Here is a 14,500-nt window from a genome sequence, read left to right on the forward strand (position 1 = left end):
CGTGCATTGGGAAGTCGTCTGGAACAACCTTGATTATTTTCTCTGGGGAGCCTATCCCGATGGGCCTCTGGGCGGGTTGGCCATGTCCATCATGCTGGCCCTGGGCGGCATATTCGGCGCTTTCTGGCTGGGGTTGGGAGCGGGGCTCATGCGGCTGTCCCACTTGCGAATGCTACGGTATCCGGCCACCGTCTACATTGAGGTAATTCGCGGCACACCGCTTCTTATGCTCATTTTTTGGTTCTACTTCCTGGCCCCCATCGCCCTGGGTAGAACCTTGCCGGAGGCGGAGAGCGCCCTCGTCGCCTTCATCGTCTTCACCGGGGCCTACATCGCGGAAATTGTCCGTGCGGGCGTGCTGGCCCTGCCACGCGGGCAGATGGAAGCCGCCCGCTCCACCGGCCTGTCCCACGTGCAGGCCATGACGTTCGTTATCCTTCCTCAGGCCCTGCGGAACATGATTCCCAGCTTCGTCAATCAGTTCGTCTCCCTGACCAAGGACACCTCCCTGGCCTACATCATCGGCGTCAACGAGCTCACCCGCGCGGCCACGCAGGTAAACAATCGCACCATGAACGCGCCTACCGAGATTTTTATCGCTATCGCCGTGCTGTACTTCATCATCTGCTACGTGCTGACCTCACTCAGCCGCCGCCTGGAGCGCAGGCTGGCGCGCGGCCAGGGGCCGGGCTAGGCCGAGCACCCGACGACTCGCCAACGAAAAAGCCCGCGGCCTGATCAGGCCGCGGGCTTTTTCGTTTTCTATGAACGGGGGGGGTCAGCTCAAGATGACGGAGGCGGGCTGAAAACGGAAAAGAAACGAGTCTCCCCGGTCGAAGCCGATTTCGCGCCTGCATTCCTCCGTGATCAGGGCGCACACTCCTGTCCCGTCATCCAGCCGCCCACTCACTTCTGCGGCCACCCCATCGCTTGCGATGTCCTCGACCACACCGGGGAAAGCATTTGTCCCGGCGCCAGTTTCCCCATGTCCCCATTTTTCCAGGATCACCCAGGTGGCCTTGACCAAGGCCACGGCGTGCCTGCCTTCCTCCAGTCCTAGCTTCTTTCTGCTGTGCTCTGTGATGAGGCTGGCGATTTCGTAGCCGGAATCGGTACGGAGCCTGACCTCGCAGACCACATCGTTGCCGGTGTACCCCGTGACCGTTGCTTGAAAGGTGTTTCTGGCGCTGGTTTCCATTTCGAATTCCCGTGCGCAGTGGTTCTGAATGACGTGCCGCAGGTCGGATTCCGTCATGGTCACGAAATTGGCCGTGTAGTCCGTGCGCGAATGGCCCAGAAGCGACTGAACCGCGCGCATAGGCATGCCCCCTTGCAAGAGTTCTATGGCCCGGGAGTTTCTCAGCACTCTGGGGTTGAGCAGTTCACGCGGTATATCGCATCGCTCCACCTGGTCGGAAAATTTGCGTCGAAGGAATCCCTGGTCCAGATCGAAAATCCGCTCCCCGGCATTTTTCTCGGAAATCGCCCAGCCGTACTTGACGCAGAAGTCCCTTATCAAACCAGTGACCTCCGGCGGAACTGGTACTTCACGAACATTGTCCCCATCGGGGATCAGGACCATGCCGCGTTGGTAGTCGATGTGCTCACGCTCGTTGAGCGCCAGTACTTCTCCCAATCGGGCTCCGGTGAAACGCAGTATAAGAAATGCGAGGAATACCCGTTCTCGTGACTGCCTAGTCCGCCCGTCCCGGGCTTCTTCCATCCAATTGGCGAAAGAGTGACGTAATTGCTCAAGCTGCCGTGCATCGAGCCAGCGAACCCCGTCCGCCACAGTGAAGAGGCGGCAGGCGTTGGATGCGTCGCGGCGTTGCCGCGAACCTTTGTTTGAAAGAAGAATGTCGATGCGCTCCCTGAGAAGTCCCAAATCATCCCGACTGTATTGATCCAGATCCAATGAGCGCAAATCCATGATCGCTCCATAGCCGTTTTGTTCTCGTCATGAAAGGCTTTTCGTTCGGAATCACGAAAGACCGTTCAAGAGTGAGAAAAAAGGGCGCATGGTGGCAAACGCTTCCGTTGCATTTCGTGTCCACATATCACGTGATGTACTCTTTTGGTGATTGTATTCCCGGAAAATGGACATTCTTCAAACAAGTATGACAATCAAACCGTGCTTTTTTGAAGAATCTCAGTTGCCAGGTAATGGTTATTACTGGTTATCAGGCTGATATCAATACATTACCAGCAATCGGCACACTTCCTGATTTTTGATCCAGCAAGAGGCTCGCCGCGCACATGCAGGCGCCCGGTGGCCGATACATGAAAACGCCGGAGAGACGACGTGGATTTAGGCCCTGAATGGGAACGGTTTCTTCATCCCCTGATGCTCACTCTGAAGGTGGCCGGGCTGGCGACCTTTCTTTCCCTGTTCCTCGGCGTGGCCGCCGCGTACGCGCTCACCAAGTGGCGCTTTCCAGGCCGAGACCTGTTGGACGCCGTATTCACCCTGCCCATGGTCATGCCACCCACCGTACTGGGTTACTATCTGCTGGTTCTCATCGGCAGACGGAGCCTTCTGGGTGGGTGGCTCCAGGAGACGCTCGGCATAACCCTCATGTTCACTTGGTGGGGAGCCGTTCTGGCCTCCACCGTGGTGGCGTTACCCCTGGTCTTTAAGTCAGCCAGGGCGGCCCTTGAGAGCGTGGCGAGGGAATACGAGAACGCGGCCCGAACCCTGGGACAGGGGGAATTGGCCGTGTTTCTCCGTGTTTCCCTCCCCCTGGCCCTGCCCGGCGTGCTGGCAGGGGGCATGCTGGCCTTCGCCCGGGCCATGGGGGAGTTCGGAGCCACACTCATGGTGGCCGGAAACCTGCCCGGCCGAACCCAGACCCTTTCGCTGGCGGTTTATTCAGCGGTGCAGGCTGGCAACGACCTTCTGGCCAATAGCCTCGTCCTTGTCATCAGCCTGCTGTGCATTGTCATTCTCTGGGCCACCAGCCGCCTTTTGCAACCCAAGTACACAAACCGCTAGGAGGAACCATGCCCCGTGTCGTACCGAGTCTGATCGCGCTCTCTCTTCTCCTGGTGTTTCCCGCGCTTTCCAGCGCAGGGGAGCTCATCGTCTCCGCGGCGGCCAGCCTTACTGACGCCTTTTCAGACATCGAACCGGCGTTCGAGGAAGCCAACCCCGACGTGGACGTCATCATGAATTTCGCTTCCTCGGGCTCGTTGTACCACCAGATCGAGCAGGGCGCACCAGCGGACGTGTACGCCTCAGCCAATCCCAGATGGATGGACAGGGCCGTTGCGAACGGCTTCGCCGATACAGCCGCTGTCCGGATTTTCGCCCGCAACGCTCTGGTTCTGGCCGTCCCCGCTGGAAATCCCGCCGGAGTGGCGGGCATGGAGGACCTGACGGATAATCGGGTGGCCATGATCGGCATCGGCACACCGCAGACAGTTCCAGCGGGCCAGTACGCCAAGAGCGCCCTGACCGCCGCCGGTCTGTACGAAACCCTGCGGGGTAAATATATCTTCGGCGAGTCCGTGCGGCAGGTGCTGGACTACCTGGCAAGGGGGGAGGTGGACTGCGGCTTCGTCTATCGCACTGACGCGGTGAATGCGGGCGACTCCGTGCACATCCTGGCGGAAATTCCCTTGGAAAACCCTGTAACATATCCCATTGCCGTGCTTTTCGGCACAACAAAGCCAGCCGCCGAACGATTCGTTGATTTCGTCACCAGCGAGCGAGGCACGGAGTTGCTCGAGGCGCGTGGCTTCAAGCGGCCCTAGGGAGTTTGTGGTGCGGTTCCAATTGGACATCAGCAAACAAATGCGGAGTGGTGGTGGGATGTTCCATCTCCGCTCCCGCTTCACCGTTGAGGACCACGCCCTGGTGCTGTTCGGTCCGTCAGGTTCGGGCAAGACCCTCACCCTGCAGGCCATCGCCGGATTGCTGACTCCGGACGAGGGCAGTATATGGGTGAACGGAGCGGTCCTGTTCGATTCCTCGGCCGGGGTGAATCTCCCTGCACGCAAGCGGGAGGTTGGCTACGTTTTCCAGGATTACGCCCTCTTTCCCCACCGCAGCGTGCGGGAAAATGTCGGCTTCGGGGTCAAGCCTTTACTGGGGCGTCTGGACAGGGAGTCGGCCGTGCGCGTGGAGGCGGCTGTACGCTCTGCGGCCGAGGCCGTGAATCTCGACCCGGAAAGCACCTGGCAGCAGGTTCGGGGCATCGTTGAGGTGGGCCTAGACCCGACTACTGTGGCTGGCGCCATGCGGAACATGCTTGGCGAGGCTGGCACGCAGGCGGTCGAGGAGAGTCTGCGGCTCGACCTGGAGACTGTGGCCCGCGAAATGAGTTCCGCTGTGCAGGAAGTGGCGCAGTCGGGAGAGGCGGCCGAAGGGCGGTTCTCCGAGGAGGAGCAGCGCCAGGCCGAGGGGATGCGGATTCAGGCGGAATGGGAGCGCTACCACGATGTCGTGGCCGAGGTGCGGGCCAACAAGATGAGCGCGTCCGAAGTCATCAAGGACTACGGCCGCGACACCTACCAGGACATCCTCCGCAAACACGGGCCGGCTCTGTTCCGCAAGGATGGCCTGGGGCCGGACGTTCTGGCCCAGTATATCGGCCAGGTCTACGAAAACGTCGGCCGCCACGGCATACAGTCTGGCGGAGACTTGATCCAATACCTCCAGGAGAGCAGAACCAAGCGTGAAATGCGCGAGGACGCCGAACGCCTGGAGATGGATCTGGAGAGCGGGGACGTTCTCTTCCAATCTCCCGCCACCATCCGCTTGGACGAGATGGCATTGCCTGCCAACGAGGACGTGGCCGTCTTACGCGAGGAGGCTGGCAAGCATTACATGGGAAAACTGGCCGGCATGACCGTCAACCACCCCGACCTGGGAGAAATTGTCTTTCGGGCCAGAGGTGGGTGGAAAAAGTTCCGCTTTATGAGTGCGGACCCGGTCAAGTTGCGCGTGGTTCCCGCGTTGCCTTGGATCGTGCGGACAGCGAAGCCCTTGGCCAGCGCTCCCTCCACCAAGGACAAGGGGGTGCGTTTTCACTACTTGGGCAACCGCGTCTCTCTGGGTGGGGAGGCCTGGGACATTCAGTTCACGGTGTCCGAGGACAAAAACGGTCAAATGACCTATGATCTCATCCCCGTAAAGAAAAAGGACCTGCCGGGCATCCCTCCGCGCGGTTCCCAAGATGGGAAGGCAACGGCTCATCCGACAGGTCCTCTTTACCAAGGAGAAATAGTACCCCCCGACGACGGTGTCAACATCGCCTTGACCCAAGCTAAAGAGAAGGGCTTCCCCTCTGGTGCCACCATCTTCGGTGAAAACGGGCAGGCCATAATCAACTTCTTCGAGACCTGGAACGCCTCCACCCCGCCGCATGAGATCATGCACGTATACCGGCGCATCCTGGAGGACATGGCCAGCCATGACTCCGCGCCGGAGTGGGTTCGGGACGCCTGGACCAAAGCCAACGAGTTCGTGGGTGCCACCCCCGGCGAGGCGTGGACTACCGAGCAAGAGGAAGCCTGGGCCCGCGCTGGCGAGGCCTACCTCCGGGAGGGCAGGCCGCCGTCCGAAGGGCTGCGCGGCGCGTTCCGCATGATGCGCAAATGGCTGGTCCAGATCTACCGGACCATCATGCACCTGGACGTGAAACTGACGCCCGAAATCCGTGAAGTATTCGACCGGATGCTGGCCACCGAGGAAGAGATCCAGGCCGCCAAAGAGGGCATGGAGTTCGCCCCCATGCTTGAACGGGACGAGGCGGCCGATGAGTACATCCAGGCGGCCCAGGCTGCCGAGGCCGTGGCAGACGAGGCCATAGAGCGCCGCGTCGAGGACGAGCTCGCCGAAAAGCGCAAAGAGTGGAGACGCCAGGCCAAGCAAGAGGCCGATGGGCACCCCGCCCACCAGGTCATTGATTCCATCCTGGACGCCGGCGGCATCGACGCCCAGGACCTGGGCGTCGAGCTTGTGGTGGACGGCCGCGTCATCAAGAAGATCAACAAGCTACGCCCGAGCAAGCGCATCATCCGCGAAGGGGGCGCCGAGGCGTGGAGGGTGGCCGAACAAGCTGGCTTCGATAGCGTTGCCGAAATGGTGGACTACATCTCTCGCACCCCCACCAAGCGCCAGATCATCGCCGACCGCATGGAGGAGTTAGAGGCCGAATGGCGACGGACCTTCAATCCCGAAGTGGAAATCCTCTCCGACCGCTACGAGGACTTGCTGGAGAAAGAAGCCCAGGTCCTGGCCGGGGCCACGAAGGGCAGGCCGGTCAAGTCGTCTGCCATCAAGAAGCTAGTCCGGCAGCGCACCGGCCAGATGAAGTCCGAGTACATCGCCATGAGCGAGATGGACCTCCTCAAGTCCGTGGTACGGCGCGAAGCCCGGGCCGCTCGGCGGGCGTATTCGGAGGGCAAGAAGGAGGCGGCGGCCGCGGCAAAGGACCGTCAACGTCGCGCCCTGGCAGAACTGCGGGAGCGATACAAGGCCAAGCAGGAGCTTCTGAAGATCATTCGCGGCGTGCGAAAGGAGGCGAAGTCCAAGTCCGTCCCCTGGGAATGGCAGGAGCAGGTACTGTCCCTGGTAGAGCGCTTCGGCATGGGGACCAAGACCCTGACTCCGCGCCGCCCGGAAGAGATGCCCAAACTGGTGGACTTCCTCCGGGGCAAGATGGACTTCCTTTATGACCCCGACCTCCTGGAGGGTGGAGCCCAGCCGCCCGAATCAGGCGTGGCGGACTGGATCGTCGAGGCCTCTAAGCGTGGCCGGTGGGACTATCGGGATCTGACCCTGGATCAAACCCGAGACCTTTACAAGGCTGTCCGATGGCTGGCCCACCGTGGCCGGATTGAAAGCCGCCTCATTTCCGCCCAGGAGCAGGCGGCAGTTCAGGCCGTGGCACAAGAGTCGGCCGACAACATGGCCGACTTGGGCGAGAAACACGTCATCACGGAAAAGGAATCCCGGAGCATTTTCGGCAAAACCCGCAAGTTCTCCCGCGAGATGCTGGCCGAACTGGGCCTGATGGAATACTGGCTCAAGGCGGCCGACGGGTTCCGCAAGGGATCGCAAGCCTTAAGCGGCCCCCTCTACCGGCACATGGTCAAGCCCCTAACCGACGCCCGGGCGCGAGAGTTTGAGATATGGGAGGACTTTGGCCGCCGCATGGACGAGATTCTCCAGCCGGTGGTCAAGGACTGGGGGAAAGACAAGGGGTTCACCATCGACGGAGTAGCCCTGCCCGAGGACGTCCGGAAACACTGGGACGGACTGTGGACCAAGCAGAAGATTTTCATGCTGGCCCTGAACCTGGGCAACGAGGGCAACCGCAACGCGGTCAAGAAGGGTTACGGCCATATTGACAAGGCCACGGGCAAGTTCCGGGAAATGAGCGAATCCGACCTTTCTCGCATTGTCTCCCACCTGACTGAGGCGGAGTGGGATGCGGTGGAACAGATCTGGCAACTCGTGGATGAGCTCTTCCCGATGATCGACGAAACCCACTACCAGATTAATGGGACCAAGCTGACCAAGGTGGACCCCGAGCCGTTCTACACGCCCTCCGGGCGCCTAGTGCGTGGCGGATACTTCCCGCTCATTTTTGACCGGGCCTATTCGCGGAAAGCCAGGCAGTTCCAAGAGGCGGAAGACCTTATGAACAGCCGTGAGGCACTCTACCAAAAGCCGAACCCAAAGTCCGGCATGACCAAGGAGCGCCAAGGCGGAACCCTTCCCCCGCGCCTTTCCATCACGGTCATACCACGACACATGAGCGACGCGATCCACTACTCCACGCACGCCGTGGCCGTGCGGGACGCTTACAAGCTGATCAGCGAAGACACCTTCGCTCAGGCCTTCACCCGACATTTTGGAGACGAGGCGTACAACCTGCTGACCCCCTGGCTGCGCTACATCGCCCGGCCGGAGCGGGAGCGGGGCGACGCCTTCGAGGACCTCATGGAGAAGATGCGCAATCGTGCGTCCGTGGTGGTCCTGGGCTTCAATCCCAAGTACTGGCTGATACAGGTCTCCGGCTTGGCGCACACCATGAAGGAGCTGGGCGCGGCCAGGACGGCGAAGGCCGCCATGAGTATCATGCGGCACCGCGGCAAGGCCCTGGATTGGGGGCTGGAGAAATCGACCTACCTGCGCAACCGGGCCAACAACTTCGACCGAGAAATCCAGGGCGTCTTCCACAAGCTGGACCCGACTGCGGGGCACATCGAAGTCTTCGGGCGCCGGATCAACCTGCAGGACGTCCGGGAGTTCTCCCTCAAGGGGATCCAGGTCATGGACATGGCCGTGGCCCACGTCACCTATCATGCCGCCTACGAGCAGGCCATGGCGGAGTACAAGGAGGCGGGACGGCAGGACCTGGAGGGCATGGACCACGACGCCAGCCGGTACGCTGACGACGTGATCAGACAGTCCCAGGCCAGCGCGGACCCGTTCTCTCTGTCTCATTTTCAACGGAGCCGTGGCCTCAAGCGACTGCTGGTCATGTTCTTCACGTTTACCCAGAACTACTTGAACCGCCAGGGGCACCACATTCGGGGCTGGCGAGAAGGCAAAATGAGCAACGAGGAGTTTGCCCGTCACGTCTTTTTCGAGTGGTTCCTGCCTCCCATGGTCGAATCGGCTCTCTTGGGAGCGGTCCTGGCCGGCGAGGTTCCTTGGGCTGATGAGCCCGAGCGACTCCTCAAGGAGTTCCCCTACTGGTGGGTCTCCGGCCTCCCCATCGTGCGCAACGTGCGCGGCGTGGTTGAGTACGGGAGCGACATTTCAGACACTCCGGCCCTGCAGGGCTTTGATGCCCTCGTTGGACTGGGGGCGACCACAAAGAATATCACCGCTGGCTGGTTGTCGGATGAGGCGGCAGACGACGGGCAATACCTGCGCTGGCTTCGACACGCAGCCGAGAGCGTGGGGTTCATGGTCGGCGTGCCCTACAAGCCTATCTTCCGGTTCCAAAAGGGACTGGAAAACTGGATGAACGATGAGACACGGAACCCCATACGGTTCTTTATCAACGCTCCGGAGGAGTAAATGCTGCTCGAAGTCACTGCATACCGCACCGAGGCCCTGGGCAATGACTCGGCCACCACGTTTTCCAGCACTTTCCCCTTGCTGGATGTCAAGCACCTGCGCGTCTATCACGTCGCCAGCGACGGCGTCGGAACGCTGTTGGCTCAAGACACGGACTACTCCGTTACCTTGCAGTCCAGCAACAAAGCCAGCGTGACGTTCCCTCTGGCGGAGTCCTCTTTCTCTACCTTGGCGTCCGGCGAGAAACTGGTCATGCTGCGCCAAGTGCCGCGTACGCAACTACTCGACCTCAAGAACTATGGTCGCCTCAACGTGGAATTGGTCGAGAACGCCCTGACCCAGCTTACCATGGGGCTCCTCGAACTGGATGAGCGCTTCGCCCGTACCGTGACTTGGCCGGAGACCGCCACCCCCCTCGACACCGACGCCGACGCCTTCCTTGAAAACATCCAGGCCGAGCGAAGCAAGGCGGAGACGGCGGCCACAAACGCGCAGACTGCCGAGAGCGGGGCGCAGGCGGCGGAGACCAACGCCCAAGGGCACGAATCCCAAGCGCAATCTTGGGCGGAGCACCCCGAGGACACCGAAGTCGAGACGGGGGCGTACTCCGCCCTCCACCACGCCGCAAAGTCCGCCGCGGCGCAGACCGCCGCCGAGACCGCCCGCGACAAGGCGCAGGATTGGGCGGAGCAGAACGAGGACGTGGAGGTCGAGCCGGGGGCGTACTCGTCCAGGCATTGGGCGCAGAAAGCGCAGGATGTCGCCGCCTCGTCGCACGTCCATCCGAAGAGTACCCCGCGCCAGGCGATTCTCACCTGCCCAGTGGACGCGAACGGCCTGCCCGACTTCCTGTCCGACAACGCGGGCGACCTGGAAATCCAGGCGTCGGCCTCCGCTCCCCTGGCCCTGTCCTTCGCCGAGGGGTTCGGCCAGGACGGCCCCCTGGACGGATACCTGCGGCTGACCGCACCGCTGACCGTACCGGCGAGTGCCTTGACGAACGACACGCGGAACTATGTGTTCATCAACGGTGATGGGACGGCTGGCGTGACGTTGACCGCGCCTATTTACGGTACCGCACGAGTAAACACGGATCAAGTGCCAGTGATGTCCGCCAACAGCCAGGCCGGAGTGACCGTCACGGCGTCATCATCGCGCACACCGCTCACACCGCCCCACGGCGCGTTTGATAGTATTGGTGGAAACGATGAGGGCGCAACATACTGGAACGCCAGCACTACTAAAAATGAGTGGCTCCAAGTTGCGTTCCCCGGAGCCACAACAATCAATGGATACACCATACGTTCGAAAGATGATGGGGGTAACCTCTCTAGACTTCCTCATGGTTTCGATTTTGAAGGGTCTGACGACGGGGCTAACTGGACTACTCTAGACTCACAAACTAGCGTCGTGTGGGAGTCGGGTGGGGAAAAGCAGTTCAATCTATCCAGTCCTGCGCGGTACAAATACTACCGCCTGTACGTCTACACAGAAAACGGGAGTGGCGATTACATACAGGTTCCCGAAATGCAGCTGCTTGGCTCGGAAGACTTCTTCGACCTCGTCCGCATGGAGATGCGGGATTCCGCAGACGTGGTGGTGCCCCGCATCTACGTTGGCTACTGCGACGTAGATGTTTCAGGCAACATCACCGGGACGTACAGCTACGCGCCGGGAACCTTCGCCGTGCGCGCGGTCAACGGCGGGGCGAACATTGGCACTAATCAGCGTCACGAGGAAGAGAACCCCTTCGGCCACGGCATGCCCATTCACGCGGTGGCGCAAATCAAGCCCGAGGGCGACGAGTGGGGCCACGGCGGGTTCGTCTACAACAGCGGCGGGTTCGGCGTGTTGGGTCAGCCCTACGCGGGCGACATCGTCGTGCAAACCGGTAACTCATCGCTGAACAGCGGTTCCAAGAACGACGGCAACCCGTTCCTGAATGCGGGCAACGAATCCTCGGCCCCGTGCCGCATCAAAGTATGGAGGGCGTTCTGATGGCAAAGCGAATTTATGCAGTTCCCGGTGAGTCCCTGGAGCAGTATGCGCTCACCCGGCCTCCCGGCGCGGTGGAGATGGACGGCCCCCGCCCCGGCCCGGAGTACGTGGCGCAGCCAGATGGAACCTGGGCGGTGCCTGAGACGGAGCCGGTGTACGAGATTGACCCTAGTGACTTTCAGGAACGCTTCTCCCGCACGGAAGTCGTGTTGGCTCGGAAGTACGCCGTGGAGGAGGATTCCAACGGCGACCCCACCGAGAGAGCGAAAGACGTGAGCCGCATCCTGGCGACCATCTGGACGGTGAGAATCGTCAACCTCGACACCAACACCGCCGCTGGTCAGAAGACGAAAGCTCTGCTCGACGCGCTGGTGGCGCACGGGGTGCTGGCGGATTCGGCGCGGGTGGACGAGTTGATGCAGCCGGTGATGGCATAGTCAGCCAGTATATCCACCAGTATATCCAAAAAGAAAACGGCTTGGGGCATACCGCCTCAAGCCGTTGATTTTATTGGTCGGGATGGCAGGATTTGAACCTGCGGCTTCTGCGTCCCGAACGCAGCGCTCTAGCCAGACTGAGCCACATCCCGTGCGAAGGAGGGAATCTTTAATGCATTTGCCCGTGCTTGGCAAGGGGGTGGCGCGGGAGAGTGGAATATCATTGCCCGTCGCAGCGCAAGCGGGCATTCTGCCGACGAAGAGCCTCCATGGCGGCCGGAATTCTTGAAGGGCCGGTTGCCTTGCTGTATAAGGAGTCGGACCGTGAAACAAGAGATGGCGGCGAGTCGCCGGACCGTTTGCGCGGAGCGGGACGACAGGGGGGAGTCTCGGGATCTTGGACCGGCTTCGGGTCCTCACGAACGGGCGCGATTATCGCCCTCGGCGCCCAAATCAAGGAGACATGCGTGATATCCGTAGTTGTTGTGGATGACTCAGCCTTCATGCGCAAGGCTATCGCATCCATGTTGGAAAAGGACCCCGAGATCACCGTTGTTGACACGGCCCGCAATGGGCAGGAAGGGCTGGACAAGATCCGCAAGCACCAGCCCGACGTTGTCACCCTGGACATTGAGATGCCCGTCATGGACGGCCTTACCGCCCTGCGGCACATCATGATGGAGATGCCCAGGCCGGTACTGATGGTCAGTTCCCTGACCACGGAAGGGGCCGAGTCCACCTTGAAGGCCATGGAACTCGGGGCGGTGGACTTCATCCCCAAGCAACTTTCCAAGGTCTCTCTGGATATCGTCAAGATCGAGGAAAATCTGTTGGCCAAGGTCAAGACCGTGGCCAAGCGGAAGTTCCGCGCGCCCCGGCAGACAGCCCGCCAGGCGCCCGCCGCCCGATCCGCTCCGGCCGCCGCCCCCAAGACCGCCGAAAAGCCGTCCGGCACCCTGCGGCGGGACGTGGTGGCCATAGGCGTTTCCACCGGCGGTCCGCCAGCGGTGCAGAAAGTGCTCTCCGCCCTGCCGGGGGATTTTCCCGGCTCCATTGTCATCGCGCAGCACATGCCAGCCGCCTTTACCGGCCCCTTCGCCAAGCGGCTGGATTCGGTCTGCCGCCTCAACGTGAAGCAGGCCGAAAACGGTGAGCGTCTGAAGACTGGCACTGCCTACGTGGCCCCGGGAGGGAAGCATCTCCGGGTGGCGCAGAAGGGAAACCGCATCGACCTGGAAGTCTCCGAGGAACCGGCCGACGCCTTGTACAAGCCCTCCGCCAACGAACTCATTTCCTCGGTGGGCCAGCAATTGGGCCGACGCGGGCTGGGCGTCGTGCTGACGGGCATGGGCAGCGACGGCATGGAAGGGGTCAAGGTGCTTAAGTCGCGCGGGGGCAAGGCCCTGGCGCAGAGCGATGCTTCCTGCGTTGTCTATGGCATGCCCAAGGCGGTCGTGGACGCGGGGTTGGCTGACGAAATTTTGGACATTGACGACATGGCCCAGGGAATTCTGGGCTGGTTGTATAAATAGTCGGCCCTGAAAAACATCCATGCCACTGAAAAAAATTAACAAAGTGTAGCATTCAATGTATCATTCTCGACCAGGAACTGTAGTGATTCTGCAAGAAACCGGTCGCGCCGTCACCGGTTCGGGAGTGATGATGAAGGCCAAGCCAGCCAAAAGCGATCAGGGCAATTTCCTCTACGAGGACCTCATCGATCAGCTCAATCCCAAGGACCCGCTGCTCAAGCTTGCAGCGAACATCCCCTGGGAAAGGTTCGAGCAGGAGTTTTCTAGCCTCTATAGTGAGTATGGTCGTCCAGCAAAGCCCATAAGACTCATGGTCGGGCTCATGATCCTCAAGCAGCTTGAAAATCTGAGCGACGAGCGTGTCATTGAGGCTTGGGTCCGGAACCCCTACTATCAGGCCTTCTGCGGTGAGACGCATTTCCGGTGGAGGCTTCCTTGTGACCCCACGGACTTGGTTTATTTCCGCAAACGCATCGGCGAGGGTGGGGCGCGTTTGATCTTCGAGGTCTCGGTGGGTCTGCACGGCGACGACGCCATGGAGCGGGAGATCGCCGTGGACACCACGGTCCAGGAGAAGAACATCACCTTCCCCACTGACGTGAAGCTTCTGACCAAGGTCATCAAGCGATGCAGGGCCATCGCCGAGTTCGAAGGAATCAGCTTGCGCCGCAGTTTCCGCCGTGAATTGCCAGGCCTCCTGCGCCAGCGATTCAAGAGTCGCAAGATCATCAAACGCATTCGGACCATGGCTGGCGTCCTGATCCGCGAACTTGAGCGCAAACTGCCCAAGGATTCGTTGGCCAGGCACAGGGAAGCTATGCAGCTCTTCCGCCGGGTCCATGACCAGAAACGTACCGACAAGAACAAGACCTACAGCCTGCACGAACCGGACGTGCTTTGCATCGGCAAGGGCAAAGAGCACAAAAAGTACGAGTTCGGACGCAAGGCCTCCATCGCCTGGACCAAGACCACCGGTGTGATCGTAGGAGCCATGTCCTTCAAGGAGAACGTTTTCGACGGTCACACCCTGCCGGATGTTCTGGAGCAAGTTTCGCAAATCACGGAATCCTGCCCCGAGGCGGCCATCTGTGACCGGGGTTACAGGGGGCGCAAAAAAGTCGGTGACACGAGCATTCTGATTCCGGGCCGGCCGAAGAAAAGCGACACGCCCTACCAGAGACGAAAGGCCAGGCAACGTTTTCGCAGACGCGCTGGCATCGAGCCGGTGATCGGACATCTCAAACACGACTTCCGCATGGCCAAAAACTTCCTGAAAGGGGCCCTCGGTGATGCGATCAACCTGCTGATGGCCGCAGCCGCGTTCAACTTCAAGAAGTGGATGCGGGGACTGAAGCACTTTTTGTCTCTTTTCGCCCCTTGGCTCTGCTTCGGAACCTGGAGTCGGGGCAGACTAAAGTACGCCTGATTCAATCTGAAAGGCCTTTTTCAGGACCGACTAAATAATGCTGAATTTACCGCCGCATTCCGCTGAC

The 14,500-nt window shown here is 60.8% G+C and carries 9 protein-coding genes and 1 tRNA gene; 8 read left to right on the forward strand and 2 right to left on the reverse strand.

What is annotated here, in order from left to right; translation table 11 throughout:
- Position 1 precedes the first annotated feature (1 nt).
- Entirely contained in the window at positions 2-694 is a 693-nt protein-coding gene (locus tag N911_RS0100400; RefSeq protein WP_029893311.1) for an amino acid ABC transporter permease, read from the forward strand.
- 84 nt (positions 695-778) lie between these two features.
- Here N911_RS0100400 and N911_RS0100405 read toward each other — a convergent pair whose 3' ends face one another.
- On the reverse strand, positions 779-1,930 hold the full coding sequence (locus N911_RS0100405) for a TOBE domain-containing protein (RefSeq protein ID WP_051693758.1): 1,152 nt from the start codon (positions 1,928-1,930) through the stop codon (positions 779-781).
- Positions 1,931-2,344: 414 nt separating this feature from the next.
- Between N911_RS0100405 and modB the strand changes: the two genes are divergently transcribed.
- Genes modB through N911_RS0100430 form a run of 5 tightly spaced genes read left to right on the forward strand, consistent with a single transcriptional unit; the run spans position 2,345 to position 11,475 of the window.
- Positions 2,345-2,992, forward strand: a complete 648-nt coding sequence (gene modB, locus N911_RS0100410; protein WP_029893315.1) for a molybdate ABC transporter permease subunit — start codon at positions 2,345-2,347, stop codon at positions 2,990-2,992.
- An 8-nt stretch (positions 2,993-3,000) separates the two neighbouring features.
- Complete coding sequence (gene modA / locus N911_RS0100415; protein ID WP_029893316.1) at positions 3,001-3,753, forward strand: molybdate ABC transporter substrate-binding protein; 753 nt, start codon at positions 3,001-3,003, stop codon at positions 3,751-3,753.
- A 58-nt stretch (positions 3,754-3,811) separates the two neighbouring features.
- On the forward strand, positions 3,812-9,040 hold the full coding sequence (locus tag N911_RS18380) for an ATP-binding cassette domain-containing protein (RefSeq protein WP_051693760.1): 5,229 nt from the start codon (positions 3,812-3,814) through the stop codon (positions 9,038-9,040).
- Complete coding sequence (locus tag N911_RS0100425; protein ID WP_029893318.1) at positions 9,041-11,038, forward strand: discoidin domain-containing protein; 1,998 nt, start codon at positions 9,041-9,043, stop codon at positions 11,036-11,038.
- The gene (locus tag N911_RS0100430) at positions 11,038-11,475 is read left to right on the forward strand and encodes a hypothetical protein (protein WP_029893319.1); all 438 of its coding nucleotides are present in this window, start codon (positions 11,038-11,040) and stop codon (positions 11,473-11,475) included. The genes N911_RS0100425 and N911_RS0100430 overlap by 1 nt, the downstream gene beginning before the upstream one ends.
- Positions 11,476-11,549: 74 nt before the next feature.
- On the opposite strand, the gene N911_RS0100435 is transcribed toward N911_RS0100430, so the two are convergent.
- A tRNA-Pro gene (locus N911_RS0100435) sits at positions 11,550-11,627 on the reverse strand.
- A 315-nt stretch (positions 11,628-11,942) separates the two neighbouring features.
- On the opposite strand from N911_RS0100435, the gene N911_RS0100440 reads away from it, so the two are divergent.
- Together N911_RS0100440 and N911_RS0100445 are read left to right on the forward strand one after the other, a co-directional pair.
- Entirely contained in the window at positions 11,943-13,007 is a 1,065-nt protein-coding gene (locus N911_RS0100440; protein WP_029893320.1) for a protein-glutamate methylesterase/protein-glutamine glutaminase, read from the forward strand.
- Positions 13,008-13,137: 130 nt separating this feature from the next.
- Complete coding sequence (locus N911_RS0100445; RefSeq protein WP_237559957.1) at positions 13,138-14,433, forward strand: IS5 family transposase; 1,296 nt, start codon at positions 13,138-13,140, stop codon at positions 14,431-14,433.
- Positions 14,434-14,500: the final 67 nt, after the last annotated feature.

Origin of the sequence: Desulfohalovibrio reitneri (assembly GCF_000711295.1) — a bacterium.
In the GTDB taxonomy this organism is placed as follows: Bacteria; Desulfobacterota; Desulfovibrionia; order Desulfovibrionales; family Desulfovibrionaceae; genus Desulfohalovibrio; species Desulfohalovibrio reitneri.

Excerpts from the sequence above, each read along its gene's own strand:
- N911_RS0100445 (WP_237559957.1), top strand. The coding sequence starts at position 13,138 with ATGAAGGCCAAGCCAGCCAAAAGCGATCAGGGCAATTTCCTCTACGAG.
- N911_RS18380 (WP_051693760.1), top strand. The coding sequence starts at position 3,812 with ATGTTCCATCTCCGCTCCCGCTTCACCGTTGAGGACCACGCCCTGGTG.
- N911_RS0100430 (WP_029893319.1), top strand. The coding sequence starts at position 11,038 with ATGGCAAAGCGAATTTATGCAGTTCCCGGTGAGTCCCTGGAGCAGTAT.
- modB (WP_029893315.1), top strand. The coding sequence starts at position 2,345 with ATGCTCACTCTGAAGGTGGCCGGGCTGGCGACCTTTCTTTCCCTGTTC.
- N911_RS0100405 (WP_051693758.1), bottom strand. The coding sequence starts at position 1,930 with ATGGATTTGCGCTCATTGGATCTGGATCAATACAGTCGGGATGATTTG.
- modA (WP_029893316.1), top strand. The coding sequence starts at position 3,001 with ATGCCCCGTGTCGTACCGAGTCTGATCGCGCTCTCTCTTCTCCTGGTG.
- N911_RS0100425 (WP_029893318.1), top strand. The coding sequence starts at position 9,041 with ATGCTGCTCGAAGTCACTGCATACCGCACCGAGGCCCTGGGCAATGAC.